The organism is Amycolatopsis keratiniphila subsp. keratiniphila (genome assembly GCF_001620365.2).
GTDB lineage: Bacteria > Actinomycetota > Actinomycetes > Mycobacteriales > Pseudonocardiaceae > Amycolatopsis > Amycolatopsis keratiniphila.
In genome coordinates this window covers 120,736-133,510 of sequence record NZ_LQMT02000011.1, presented here as the reverse complement: position 1 = coordinate 133,510, position 12,775 = coordinate 120,736, and the positions used below count along the sequence as shown (strand labels likewise).

Sequence of the window (12,775 nt, the reverse complement as noted above, 5' to 3'; positions counted from 1 at the left end):
CCCTACGGTGTGCATTCGCTCAGGACGGCTTCGATTTCAGCGTCCGCGAGGCGCCGTGGGCCGACGTAGTAAAGGGTCGATCCGGCCGGGAGTTCCCCGTCCCACGAAGGATTGACGACGAGGGCGTCGTCCGCACGCGCCGCCAGAACCGTCGCACCGAACGCCCTGCCCAGTGCGATCTTGCATTTCTCGGTGCTCAACCGGCCAAGCGAGCTGGGTAAGACCGCGGAGTAGGTGCTCGCTCCCCCTGTCGTCATCAGCTCCGAGTAGACCTCGGCGATGCCGGGAGAGGTGAGTTCTTCGGTGACCATGCGAGGCGTGTGCCACTGAACGCATTTGATCCGCGGGTCCACGTAGTGGACGAGTTCGGCCTTCGCCATGTCCCGCAAGGTGACGACCATGTGCGCCGACCGATTCGCGTGGTTCACGGTCACCGCGACGGCCAGGGCCTCGTTGTCGTCACGCATGTCGACCAAGACAGTGCGGGCCGTTTCCACGGCTGCTCTGGTCAACACTGCCACCGCCGTCGGCTCGCCGCGGACGAAATCCACCGGCCGCGCGGGCATCGGATGCACCGCTGTGTCATCATTCGCGCACAAGACCAAACCGGTCGCACCGTCGTCGAGCAGTTGCTCGACGAGCCGCTCGGTCCGGCCGGGTGTGTAGCCGATCAGAAGCGTATGCCCTTCCGCACGTACGACATCAAGTCCCTGCATCCGACGTCCCTTTGCCAGTTCGAGCTTCGAAGCGAGCCTGGTGAATACCGTGGTGATCGTGACGATTCCGCCCACTATGACGTAGGCGCCGACGAAGTGCCCCGCGGTGGTCTCTGGTGAGAAGTCCCCGTATCCCACTGTCGTGGCCGTTACGACGAAATACCACCAGTAATTCCCCGGCAGGACGAGTTCGCTTCCCTCGGGTTCTGCCAGCAGCATCAGCGGCCAGCTCGTCACGAAGACGCACACGACGACCGCGACAGGGAACGTCCAACCTCGTCCAAGAAGCCAGCGAGACAGCAGCCTCGACAATATGAAAGGCACTCCATCTCCAGTGCGTCGGCGATCACTCACCAGCTGACGTGCTGATGAAAGGTCAGCTTCCAGCCATCACCTCGACGAACGTAGACGCTGCTCACCCGGGCCACGTAAGGAACCCCGTCCTTGGTGGCGGCGACCCGGTAATTGACCGCGCCGACCACCTGACTGAGCCTCGCCGCGCTCAAGCCGGTGAGGCTGCACGCCGTCCAGGTCGCCCCGCACAACGCGGCCAGGGCGGCCTCACGTTCCTGAATCGGCTTCTTGCCGATCAGGAGTACTACGACGCGATCGTGAAGCAGGTTCTCGTAGAACGAACGTGCGGAGGCCGGTTGGCCGGTGAGCACACTCCAGGCACCTCGCTCCAGACCTGCCAGCGCTTCCACGGCTACCGCTTCACGATGCCGCGCAACGACCGTCCCCACCTGGGCTCATCATCCGACCGTTTCACGATTCATGCCTGGGCCCTGCCGATCTGTCATAGCCCGCACCGCCGGGCTGTCGCGTCACCGTCATCCGGCATACACCGGACGCCGACCAGCGTCCCGCACATCGGCGCGGCTGAACCTGACAATCACCTTACGATTCGACCGGCCGCGTACTCGGCGAGCGCTTCCGCGGTTTTCATCATCGCCCGCTGCACCTGCCTTTCCGAGGAACGCAGCCCTAACCCACGTACGGAATACGTTCCCTGCCAACGAATTCGGGTCCCTCCGCCCGGGATCTCGTGAAGGTCGATCGTGGCTTGGTGATCCGCCAGCTGCGGACTCTCCACGGTCTCGTAGGCGAATCGCCTCCCTTGCGTGAGGCCGGTGATCCGTTCCCGGACCAGCGTCCGGCCCGACCGGAAAGCCCGGATGACACCCACTTTGTCGCGCCCATCCGTTGAGAGACCTTCTGAACTGCTGACGTCCAGCTCGCCGACTCCTGCCCAGGCGGGCCACGTCCGCGGATCGAGCAGCGATGCCCACACGACCGTCGGCGGCGCCACCGATTCGGCCAAAACGTCGTACGACCGCACTGCTGGATCCTCCAGGGAAAGGTAATTGTGCTGACGCCCCCGGATCGTGCCACAGGTCGCCTCTGCTGGTAAGGCGATTGTGGCCACAAGGCCATTCGGGTCCATAGTGGACAGAGTCATGATTGGGCGTGCCCAAATTTCCACGCTGCCAGACGAAGCGCGACATGTGCTTGTCGACGTGCCGAACGCCTTCGCTCCAAGCGGCGGAGAGCGGCCCGTCGGAACCTCGGCAATTTCGGTCTCGCAGTCAGCAGCGGCGGCGGTTCGGCGGATATGTAAACGCGCCGCCGAATCGGCTTGAGCGATGGGACAGCTGTCAAAGCAGGCCACCACGGGGCAGAATCAGGGGATGGCGTGGGAATGGGTAGCACCCGTTACTACCGGACTGACCGCGGTGGCCGGCGTGTTCTTCACCTGGCTGACCGGCAGGCAGGGGCGGAGCCAGGTGGAGCGGATGGCGCACCGCACGGAAGAGGCGGCCACGCGAGACCGATTGGCGCTGGAGCGCAGGGAGGCGTACCTCACCGCGTTACTCGTGGCGGAACTGGGCCTTCGGCGTAAGCGCTACGAACGCGAGAGAAAGCTGGACAAGTTGGCCGAACTCGATCAGACGTGGCCCAAAGGGAAGCGTGTGCAGGTGGAGGTGGACGCGGTGATCGGGCTGGAGATTTACGGCAGCCCGCAGTCTCGCGAACTGCTCGGGCGTTGGAACATGGCAGCAACTGACGAGGACGAAGCACGGATGCGCACGATCCGCGACGCGATGGTCGCCCTTGCTCGCAAGGAGCTGGGCGTGAATCTCCTGAAACCGACAGCGGCTGATGGCCGGTAACAAAGGGCAGGCCGACGGGTTCGACCGGCGAAGAGTGCGACATATCCGTCGGCCGTGACGACCTACGAGGTATGCAGCACTTCATCATCCCCGGCCAGTTCGGCGACTCCGTGGCACCGTTCCCGATCTACATCGGCGAGCCGGCCGCCGACGCACACCCCCTCGAACAGCAGCAAGCGGCCGGCCTGTACCGGCAGGCGTAGCCGCTGACCGACGACACCAAGGCACGCGCCGGTTTGGCGCGGGTGCGGGCGGCCGTGGAGTTCGAACGGGGAGACGGCCATGCGGCCACGCGTCTGCTGGTCGAGCATGCCGGTAACGTCGAACCAGCCGACGCGGTGGCGATGGCGAGAACCGGCGCCCGGTACGCCTGGTTCTCCGGAGACCGGGAAACCGTGCGCACCGCGAACCAGGCGCTGAACGGCACCGACCCGCTGGTACGAGGCATGGCGGCACTGGTGGACGACGGCTTCGCGACCGGATTGCCCCTGCCGGCCGAGTTCATCAAGCGGGCACCGGACTCCGACCCCGCCCGGACCTACAGCGCGATGATCATCGGCGACGACACGGCGACCAGAGAACTCGCGTCCGCCGCGGTGGCTCGCTGCCGCCGCGACGGGCTGATCGGTGTCCTCCCCCAGGTACTACAGGACCTCGCGGGTGCTCAGGTTTCGGCAGGCCTGCACCGGGACGCCGCCATGTCGGTGGCCGAGGCGGTACGAATCTCGCGTGACACCGGATCACACCAGCGGCTGCCCAGGCTGAACGCCGTCGTGGCGCGGGTCGCGGCGATCGAAGGGGACGAGCAGCGCTGCCAGGAGCTGTCGGAGATGACGCCGGACGCCGGCGGCGCGGCGAGCGTGGCCGCGCTCGCCCTGCTCGACCTCGCTCTCGGTTGCTATCAGTCCACTTTGGATCGGCTGGAAACCTCGCGGCAGGGCCAGCTCGGCTACACGACGGTGGTGATCGCGGCGACCCGCCTGAGTGATCCGGGCCGCGCCGAACCCGCTTTCCGCCGATTCGAGGCCTGGGCGGCCGCGAGTGGGCAGCCGTGGGCGGAAGCCGTCGCTGCACGATGCCGTGCCGTGCCGTGCTGAGCGACGACGAGTCGCAGTATCTGCGCGCGCTGGAATTGCACTCGACCGGCGAACGGCACTTCGAGCGAGCGCGCACTGAACTGCTCTACGGCGAATGGTTGCGTCGAAACAGACGCCGCAGCGACGCCCGCGCTCCGCTGCGTTCGGCGCTGGAAATCTTCTCGCGGCTGCGCGCGAAACCGTGGGTCACGCGCGCTTCGATCGAACTCGGAGCGACCGGAGACACCGGCCCGACGGCCGAGCCCGCCGCCGAGAACTCGGCGTGCGCTCCCGACGGGGAACTGAACCGATTGGACCTCGGTCAAGGGTACTGAACGCGTAGCTTGCCGCCGAGCCATTCGGGACGCTGCCGCGGAATCCCGTGCCCGCAGCTGAGCGACGGCCGGGTGGACGAGTCGAGTTCAGCCACAGCAGCCAGAAGCAGCGCGAGAAGTGGTTCATCACCACCAACGGTGGCTGGGCAACCCGGGCAGTCAGGCGCGAGGTCGGGTCTTGCGGCCGGTGACCTTGTTGTAGATCACCAGGACGATGATCGCGCCGATGACCGAGCCGATCCAGCCGGCCGGCTGGAAGCCGCGGAAGCCGACGGTGAGCAGGCCGAACAACAGGCCGCCCACGACCGAGCCGACGATCCCCAGGACGATCGTCCGCAGCAGGCCGATGTCGTCCTTGCCCGGCACCAGGGCCCGGGCAATGAAACCGGCGATCAGGCCGAACAGAATCCAGCCCACAATGGTCCAGAACATCGTTTCCCTCCACGGTCGGACGAGCTAGCCCAGACTACGGAGACCAGGAGACGGGCGCCAAACGAGGCGGGGGCCGGTGCCACCGGTGCGACCGGCTACGCGAGGAACCACAGCGTCACCACCGGCGGACACCCCGGCGCGGCGGGCAACGGCAGCGACGCCGACGTCCTCGCTTAAGGCTGGAACAACGCCGGGCGTCACCTGAGCACCGTCTGACGGGCTCGGGACGAACAAGGAGCGGGGGCACCGGAATCCGGTGCCCCCGCTCCTTTTCCGAAGAGGAAACCTGATCCAGCAGTTCGGCAGAAGTACCCTTGACTTCTTCGATCGGTTACACCGCGACGATGGGACTGCCGTGGGTTCGAACCTGCCTGCCAGAGTGGCAGGAGCTTGTCGTGGCACTGCCGCAGTTCGTCCGCCGCCCACCAACGACGCTTGGAGCAGCGGTAGCGGTCATAGGCCTCATCGGTTGGTGACGCCGCCGCGTCGGCTGGCAGTCGGGTCTGCCCCGGATTGAACTTCCGCGGCGACGTTGCCGTCGTTGGCGGAGGTCCACCCGAGCGCTGCGCGGAACCTGGTGGGCTCGCCGGTCGCGTCGTGGTCAGTTCGAAGCGATCTGGTGGCCATCGGGGAAGTCGGTGGAGCGGGATAGCTCCGCCCACTCGTGCAGGTCCTTGTCGACCGCCGCGCGGCCGGCCGTGACCAGTCGCAGCGCATCTGAGCCCAGGACCAGATGCACGGGTGGCTTCTCGGCCTCCAGGACCTTCAGGACGGCCTCTGCCGCTTTGGCCGGGTTACCCAGTTGGTTGCCGCTGGCCGCCTGCCGGGTCGCACGAATGGGTTCGAACAATGTGTCGTAGTCCTGAATGGATCGTTGCGTGCGGACCATCGATCGGCCCGCCCAGTCGGTGCGGAACGAGCCGGGTTCGATGATCGTCACGTGCACGCCGAAGTCCGCGACCTCCTTGGCGACGGTCTCCAGTATGCCTTCCACGGCGTACTTGCTGCCGCAGTAGTAGGCCAGCCCGGGTACGGTCATCAGCCCGCCCATGGAGCTGACCGCGAACACGTGCCCCGCACGACGCTTGCGCATGAACGGCAGTACCGCCTGGACCGTGGCGGCCACACCGAACACGTTGACGGCGAACTGTTCCCGTAGCTCGGACAGGGGTGATTCCTCGAACACTCCCTCGTGTCCATAGCCGGCGTTCGCGATGAGCACGTCGATCGGTCCGACCCGCGTCTCGATCTCACCCACGACCGAGAACACCGCGTCGTCGTCGGTGACATCCAGCTGCCGTGCGTGCGCACGTCCCGGCGCGAGCGCTTCGAACGCCATCGCGTCCTCCTCCCGGCGGGTCGTGCCGACGACGGTGTGCCCGGCGTCGAGCGCCCCTTGGGCGAACGCCCGGCCGAGACCGCTGCTGACACCGGTGATCAGGAAAAGCATGGCTACCCTCCAGGTAGGACACGGCACCAGATCTCGACCATCGTCTCGGTCATGCGATCCAGGCCGCCGGGTTGTGTCGACGCGTGGTAGAAGTTGCGTTCGGTCATCCAGCACAGGGCCTGGGCGAGCGCCGCCGCGCCGGTCGGGCCGTCCTCGTCGGGCAACCCGGCCGCGACGAGGACACGAGTCATGGCCTCGGTGTTGTTGGCGATGGTGTCGCGCCACAGCCGGGCGATCTCGGGCACTTCGGGGCCGAACTCGACCGCCGCCCGCATCACCAGTCCGTGCTCACGCCAGGTGCGGGCTGTGTTCTCCACAGCCCTTCGCACGGTGTCGTGCGCGGGCAAGCCGGGGTCGGCGGACTGATCGTCCAGGTGCAACCGGGCGACGGTGCGTGCGACCAGCGCGGCGAGAACTTCTTGTTTCGACCCGAAGTAGAAGTACAGCGAGCCGCGGGAGATTCCCGCCCCCTTGGCGATCGACTCGACGGTCATCGGCTCGATGTGTTCCCGTTCGAGCAGCGCCTCGGCGGCGTCCAGGATCGCCTGTTCCCGCAAATCGCCCTTGCTCGGCGTTTCACGACGTTTCGTTGCCACGACACCACTATGACACAGCGCAGAGGAAAATCGGCACTGTGTCGAAAAAATTCTTCGTGACGTAGACCGCACTGCTGCGTCCCGCTCGAAGCCTCAGCTCGGGAAGTGACTACGGCCGACAACAGATCTCGGCGGGATGACGATGGCTCGGGAGCACTCGGGGGAGTCTCACACCGAGGACACGCCCGTGGCTGGGTTCTGCGGCCGGCCATCGATCAGGTCACTGCTCACGCAGGCAGGCACGGGCAGCTCGCCCCCCCCCGATGCTCGCCGCATATCGAATATCCGCTCATGCCGCTGAGCGGACGTTCGAGCGAACGACGGTTCTGGTGCGGAGCACATGAATTTCAGCCGGCATTTGTGCTGGAAATTCTGAGAGGACTACGCGCTCACGGCGTTCGTTCGTAGAGCGTCCCCAGTCGTACCAGGGTGGGACGTCCGTCCAGGTCCGGTTCGTAGAACTGTACCGGTACGAAATTCCCCGGGGTGCCGACGTCGATGACGAATCGGTTCCGCTCATGGTCGACGCACATGATCGGCATGGCCTGACCGCTGCCGGCGGGACTGCCCATCAGCCGGTCCCATTCGGCCAGTCCGGGGTCGGGAATCAACCGGGCATGGAGACGGCCATCATGCGTCTCGACGGACACCTGACCGTCGGGGGCCCGGTAGAGCCCGGTGAACCGCTCGTTGTCGACTTCGGTGATCTCCTCGGGCGGGCTGATGGCAGCTGGGCTCCGGACATCGAAGAACTCGTCGAGGAGCTCGGTGCACAGGGTGGAATGCAGCATCGCCCCGGTGGCGCTGTTGGTGAGTACCGCGAGCACGACCTTCTGTCCGGGAATGACAGAGAGGGTCGAATGCATGCCGAGGTTGGCGCCTGAGTGGGTCAGGACCGGGTCGTCACCCTCCCGGAGAAGGCCCCAACCGAGTCCGAAGTTCGCGCACCCGCGGAGGCAGCCCCAGAAGTCGTCGTACCTGGGCGTGCGCATCTGTTCCACGGCCGCCTGCGAAAGGATCCGGTGTCCATTGGGTGTCAGGCCGTCGATGTGCATCCGGCCGAAGCGGACCAACGATTCGACGTCGAGCCACAAACGGGAACCGGCCGGACCGTATTCGGGCCAGACACGCAGGCGGGGGACCCGGGAGACGGTCCCGCTCGCCGGGTCGACGACATGCCCCACAGCGGTGGAGTGGAGGAGCATTTCCTCGGCGTCCGCGGTCGCGACCATGCCGAGCGGCCGAAGAACGCGTGTACTCAGTGCGACGTCGAAGCGTTCGGCGGTGATCGCCTCCACCAGTCGTCCGAGAGTGCTCATTCCCATGTTGCTGTAGGAGAACCGCCGGCCGGGGACGCCCGTGACGTTCAGCGTCGCGAGCTCTCGCATCAGCCGTTCGAGCACGTCCTCGCCCGGTGCCAGGTCCGGCATGTAGTTGCCGGGCAGGCCGGACGAGTGGTCGAGCAGCATGCGCACGGTGATCGCCGCGGAGCGGCCGGGGTCTGCCGTGGTGAAGCCGGGGAGGTACTTCAGCACGGGCGCATCGAGGTCGAGCCGCCCCTCGTCCACCAGGGTCATCGCCAGTGACGCGGTGAGCACCTTCGTGACGGATCCGGCCGCGAAGAGAGTACTGGGCAGCACGGGGGCGCCGGTCACCACGTTGACCGTGCCGGTCTCGGCCCGGACGAGCGTGCCGTCGTGCCACAGGGCGGCCGACGCGCCGCTCACGGTGAACTTCTCCGCCAGTCGCGAGAGACGATCCGCGAGTTCGTTCGATGTGATCATCGGGTGCTGTCCTCCCCGGAGGTGCTCGGTACTCCGATCCTGACAGGCGACCGTGGCACCGGCCATCGTCAATCGTCTCAAGAGAGGCGCACCGTCTGCGACGATTGTCGAATCGGCCGCGGTGGCCTCGCGACTCCTGTCCATACCTGCGTGGCACCTCCGGATCTAACGTGATGAGACGGCGTGAGGAGCACGGCGTGCTGGACCACGGAAGGAAGACGATGTCACTCCTGCTGACTGGTTCGACCGTCATCGACGGCGTTTCCGACAAAGGCATCGACGGTCGCGCGATCCTGATAGAGGACGGCCGCATCGTGGCGATCGACCGCCAGGATGCGCTGCCTGTCCCGGCGGGCACCGAAACCGTCGACTTCAGTGGAAAGTTCGTCATCCCCGGGCTGATGAACGCCAACGTGCATCTCCTGGTCAACATTCTCTTCGAGACGCTCGTCCGGTACGAAGGACGCTACGAGGATTTGATCGTCGAGGCCGCACAGGTCGCGCTGAAAAACGGGATGACGACGGTCTTCGACACCTGGGGGCCACGACGTGCGCTGATGTCGGCGCGTGACCGGATCGACCGGGGCGTGACATCCGGCAGTCGTATTCGCTGCGCCGGCAACATCGTCGGATTCGACGGCCCGTTCTCCGAGGACTTCGACAAAAGGATCCCCGGCGTCGGGAGCTCCCATTTCGTCGATCGGGTGAACGCGACGTGGGTCGAGAACGTCGGGCGGCATCTGATGTGGCTGACGCCCGAGGCGGTCGGCAAGGAGGTCCGCGAGTACATCGGGCGCGGGGTGGATTTCGTCAAGTACGCGTCGAACGAGCACGGCGGGGCCTCGGCCGGCGCCTTCATCCAGTTCTCGGAGCGCACGCAGCGCGTCATCGTCGAAGAAGCTCACCGAGCCGGGTTGACCGCGCAGGCCCACACCTCGTCGGTCGAGGGCCTGCGGATGGCGATCGAGGCGGGCTGCGACCTTGTGCAGCACTGCAACACGACCGGCCCCACCGAGATCCCGCGCGAGACCCTCGAGCTCCTCGCCGAGAAGAACTGCGGCGCCGTCGTCTTCCCGCTCACCGACAACGGATTCAAGATCCTGAAGGAGTCCATTTCGGACCCCGAGTGGACGATCTGGAAGGCCTCGGACGTCAACGCCCGCAATCTCGTCGACTCGGGGGCGTCGATCCTGCTCGCCAACGACGGCGGCATCTTCGCCCCGGAAGTCATGAACGAGCCGATGGTCAAGGGCACCTGGAACGGTCTGCCCGAAGACGAGGGTCTGAATCGCCTGGCGACGGGGCACTTCGTCTGGCTCAGGGCGATGGAGGAGAAGGGCATGTCGCCGATCGCGTTGCTGCATGCGGCGACCCTCAACATCGCCAAGGCCTATCAGGTCGACGACGACCTCGGGACGATCGAGGCGGGCAAGATCGCGGATCTGGTCGTCCTTGACGCGGATCCGTTGCGGAGCGCCAAGAACTACCAGAGCATCCGCGCCGTCATCAAGGACGGCGCCGTGGTGGACCTCGACGCGCTCCCGGAGCAGCCGCTGCTGACCGCGGACCTTCCTCCGACGCTGGAGGAAGAGGCCCACTACAAGAAAGCCCTTCATCACGGCGCGCGCCTGCCGGGTTGCCCCTCGTGCCTGACGGGTGACCACTGATGGTGGTGTGGGAGCAGCACTGCTGCCTTCCGCTCGACCCGGACGCCGATGTCGACGCGCTCTGGCGGTACGCCGAGTCGGGGGCGTCGTTCGTGTCGGTGAACGTCGGCTACGCGCCGCACGACGTCGCGGCCACGATCCGGGTGCTGTCGGGGTTCCGACGTAAGCTATTCGCCAGGCCCGACCGCTACGTCCTCGCCCGCACGGCAGAGGACGTGCGGGCGGCCAAGGCCACCGGACGGCTCGCTGTCGCGTTCGACCTGGAAGACACCAACCCGCTGGGTGGGCGGGTCGACCTGGTGCGGACCTACTACGACCTGGGTGTGCGCACCATGCTGCTGACCTACAACCAGCGCAACGCCGCCGGCTCGGGCTGTCACGACGAAACCGACGGCGGCCTGACCGAGTTCGGCCGGGAGGTGGTGGCCGAGATGAACCGGGTGGGGATGGTGGTCGACACCGCGCACTGCTCGTACCGGACGTCGATGGACGTCTTCGCGGCGTCGGCGGCACCGGTGGTGGTGTCCCATACGGCCGCGCGGGCGGTATACGACGACGCGCGCAACGTGCGGGACGACCAGATGCTCGCTTGCGCGGCGACCGGTGGGGTCGTCGGGATCAACGGGGTGGGGATGTTCCTGGGGGCCAACGACGCGAGCACCGAGGCGCTCGTCCGTCACGTCGAGCACGCCGTGGAGCTGATCGGCTGGGAACACGTGGGCCTCGGGTTGGATTTCTGTTTCGACCAGGTCGACGCCGAGCTGGCGGCGAATCCCGAGCTGTTCCCGGCGAGCTATTCGCAGTGGGATCGGCTGGAGTTCATCGAGCCGGAGCGCCTACCTGCCATCACCGCGACCCTGCTGGACCGAGGCCACGCGCCGGAGGCCGTAGCCGGGATCCTGGGCGGGAATTTCCTGCGTGTGGCGGAGAAGGTGTGGCGGTGAAAGGACAACCTCGGCGCGTTGTGGTCGTAGGTGCCGGCGTCGTCGGGCTCTCGTGTGCGTGGTTCCTGCAGGAGCACGGTGCGGAGGTCACCGTTCTGGAGCGGTCGGAGGTCGGGGCGGGCGCCTCGTGGGGCAACGCCGGCTATCTCGTTCCGGCCATGGTGTCGCCGCTGGCGGAGCCGGCACTGCTGCGGGAGGGCGTACGAAGCCTGCTCACCCCAGGCTCGCCGGTCTCGGTGACCGGGCGGCCGTCCGCGGTGAAGGTGGCGTTCCTGGCCGGGTTCGCCCGCAACGCGACAGTGTCTCGGTGGCGGCGGGGGATGGCCGCGCTCGGGCCGCTGGCGATGGAAGGCCTCGGCGCTTTCGACGAACTGGCCAATGGCGGTGTCGCGGCGGAGGTCCACGAGCGGACCTTTCGGATCGGGTTCACCGCCGGCCAAGACACCGCGGGGTTCGAGCACGAGTTCGCCCACGCCCGCGCCTCCGGGCAGGAGGTGTCCTACCGGATCTCGGCGGGGTACGAGGCTCCGTTCTCCGACCAGGTCGCGCGGGTCCTGCATCTGGAGGGGCAGCGGTTCGTCGCACCGGGCGCGTTCCTCGACGCGCTCGCCGAGGCGGTGCACGAGCGGGGTGGCGAGATCGTCACGGACGTCCAGGCGCGGTCGATCGGATTCGGGCCGGGCGGGCCGCGGGTGGACACCTGGGCGGGGCCGCCGCACCGGGCCGACGCCGTCGTGCTCGCGACGGGTGCGTGGTTGCCGGAGCTGGGTCGCCGACTGGGTGTGCGGGTACCGGTGCAGGCCGGGCGCGGTTATTCGTGCAGCATCCGGCTAGCCGAACCGCTCACCGGTCCGGTCTACTTGCCCGGTGCCCGAGTGACTCTGACGCCGTACGGAGACCGGGTCCGAGTCGCGGGCACCATGGAGATCGCCGACCGGGACGCGCCGTTCGACGGTCGCCGCCTGGACGCCATCCTGCGCTCGATCCGCCCCCTGATCGATGGTGCCGACTGGGAAGATGTTCGCGAACCGTGGGTCGGGCCCAGGCCGCTGACGCCCGACGGCCTGCCGGTGATCGGCGCGACGAAGGTCGCGGGCGTCCACGTCGCGGGTGGTCACGGCATGTGGGGGGTGACGCTGGGACCGGTCACCGGGAAGCTGCTGGCCAGGCAGATCATGTGCGGTACCGGCGCATCCGAGTTGACTCCTTTCGATCCGCTGCGGAGGCTTCGATGAATGAAGACGCGATCGCCCCGCCGCCCGCGCCGGCTTTCCGGCGGCAGGGCGATCTCCTGCTGTTGTCGGGCCAGGTCGGTGTCGACGAGAGCCGGCGGCCGGTGACCGGGGCGTTCCACGACGAGGCCCGCGCGGCCTTCGCGAACGTCCGACGAGTATTGGCCGGGGCAGGCGCGCGACCGGACCAGATCCTCAAGGTCACCGCCTACCTGGCTGACCTCGCGGACTTCCCCGGATACAACGAGGTCTGGACGGAGGAGTTCCCCGACATGCGCCCGGCCCGGACGACGATCGGCGCGCAGCTGGTCCCACCCTTTCGTGTCGAGCTGGACGTCGTCGCATGGCTCGACGGTGCTCCCTGAACGGCTA

Annotated in this window: 15 protein-coding genes; 8 read left to right on the top strand and 7 right to left on the bottom strand. The window is 67.1% G+C overall.

Translation table 11 applies throughout. The features are described 5' to 3' along the window. Positions 1-2 precede the first annotated feature (2 nt). From AVR91_RS11570 to AVR91_RS11560, 3 genes are all read right to left on the bottom strand, one after another. The gene (locus AVR91_RS11570) at positions 3-1,040 is read right to left on the bottom strand and encodes a potassium channel family protein (protein ID WP_063275187.1); all 1,038 of its coding nucleotides are present in this window, start codon (positions 1,038-1,040) and stop codon (positions 3-5) included. 26 nt (positions 1,041-1,066) lie between these two features. Further along, positions 1,067-1,420: a DUF4440 domain-containing protein gene (locus tag AVR91_RS11565; RefSeq protein ID WP_143253965.1), complete on the bottom strand. Its 354-nt coding sequence runs from the start codon at positions 1,418-1,420 to the stop codon at positions 1,067-1,069. 188 nt (positions 1,421-1,608) lie between these two features. Continuing rightward, positions 1,609-2,055, bottom strand: a complete 447-nt coding sequence (locus tag AVR91_RS11560) for an SRPBCC family protein (RefSeq protein WP_063275189.1) — start codon at positions 2,053-2,055, stop codon at positions 1,609-1,611. Between the two features lie 304 nt (positions 2,056-2,359). On the opposite strand from AVR91_RS11560, the gene AVR91_RS11555 reads away from it, so the two are divergent. The 4 genes from AVR91_RS11555 to AVR91_RS11540 all read left to right on the top strand — a co-directional run bounded on the left by AVR91_RS11555 (position 2,360) and on the right by AVR91_RS11540 (position 4,298). Next, positions 2,360-2,887 (top strand): hypothetical protein, encoded by a 528-nt coding sequence (locus AVR91_RS11555; protein ID WP_063275190.1) that lies wholly within the window; start codon positions 2,360-2,362, stop codon positions 2,885-2,887. 71 nt (positions 2,888-2,958) lie between these two features. Next, positions 2,959-3,090, top strand: a complete 132-nt coding sequence (locus AVR91_RS11550) for a DUF2610 domain-containing protein (RefSeq protein ID WP_083737503.1) — start codon at positions 2,959-2,961, stop codon at positions 3,088-3,090. Positions 3,091-3,144: 54 nt separating this feature from the next. Further along, positions 3,145-3,984, top strand: coding sequence for a hypothetical protein (locus tag AVR91_RS11545; protein ID WP_143253964.1), 840 nt, complete (start codon positions 3,145-3,147; stop codon positions 3,982-3,984). Next, entirely contained in the window at positions 3,978-4,298 is a 321-nt protein-coding gene (locus AVR91_RS11540; RefSeq protein WP_143253963.1) for a hypothetical protein, read from the top strand. Before AVR91_RS11545 ends, AVR91_RS11540 begins: the two co-directional genes overlap by 7 nt. A 159-nt stretch (positions 4,299-4,457) precedes the next feature. Here AVR91_RS11540 and AVR91_RS11535 read toward each other — a convergent pair whose 3' ends face one another. The 4 genes from AVR91_RS11535 to AVR91_RS11520 all read right to left on the bottom strand — a co-directional run bounded on the left by AVR91_RS11535 (position 4,458) and on the right by AVR91_RS11520 (position 8,560). Then, positions 4,458-4,730, bottom strand: coding sequence for a GlsB/YeaQ/YmgE family stress response membrane protein (locus AVR91_RS11535; RefSeq protein ID WP_063275193.1), 273 nt, complete (start codon positions 4,728-4,730; stop codon positions 4,458-4,460). 601 nt (positions 4,731-5,331) lie between these two features. Further along, complete coding sequence (locus AVR91_RS11530; RefSeq protein WP_063275194.1) at positions 5,332-6,180, bottom strand: oxidoreductase; 849 nt, start codon at positions 6,178-6,180, stop codon at positions 5,332-5,334. 2 nt (positions 6,181-6,182) lie between these two features. Then, on the bottom strand, positions 6,183-6,776 hold the full coding sequence (locus AVR91_RS11525; RefSeq protein ID WP_063275195.1) for a TetR/AcrR family transcriptional regulator: 594 nt from the start codon (positions 6,774-6,776) through the stop codon (positions 6,183-6,185). 389 nt (positions 6,777-7,165) lie between these two features. Further along, the gene (locus AVR91_RS11520; RefSeq protein ID WP_063275196.1) at positions 7,166-8,560 is read right to left on the bottom strand and encodes a serine hydrolase domain-containing protein; all 1,395 of its coding nucleotides are present in this window, start codon (positions 8,558-8,560) and stop codon (positions 7,166-7,168) included. A gap of 104 nt (positions 8,561-8,664) precedes the next feature. Between AVR91_RS11520 and AVR91_RS11515 the strand changes: the two genes are divergently transcribed. From AVR91_RS11515 to AVR91_RS11500, 4 genes are read left to right on the top strand one after another with little or no spacing between them, the layout of a single operon-like run. After that, on the top strand, positions 8,665-10,227 hold the full coding sequence (locus AVR91_RS11515; protein WP_143253962.1) for an amidohydrolase family protein: 1,563 nt from the start codon (positions 8,665-8,667) through the stop codon (positions 10,225-10,227). After that, positions 10,227-11,171 (top strand): dipeptidase, encoded by a 945-nt coding sequence (locus AVR91_RS11510; RefSeq protein WP_063823170.1) that lies wholly within the window; start codon positions 10,227-10,229, stop codon positions 11,169-11,171. Before AVR91_RS11515 ends, AVR91_RS11510 begins: the two co-directional genes overlap by 1 nt. Then, on the top strand, positions 11,168-12,406 hold the full coding sequence (locus AVR91_RS11505) for an NAD(P)/FAD-dependent oxidoreductase (RefSeq protein WP_228709185.1): 1,239 nt from the start codon (positions 11,168-11,170) through the stop codon (positions 12,404-12,406). Before AVR91_RS11510 ends, AVR91_RS11505 begins: the two co-directional genes overlap by 4 nt. Then, the gene (locus tag AVR91_RS11500; RefSeq protein ID WP_063275200.1) at positions 12,403-12,768 is read left to right on the top strand and encodes a RidA family protein; all 366 of its coding nucleotides are present in this window, start codon (positions 12,403-12,405) and stop codon (positions 12,766-12,768) included. Before AVR91_RS11505 ends, AVR91_RS11500 begins: the two co-directional genes overlap by 4 nt. Positions 12,769-12,775 lie beyond the last annotated feature (7 nt).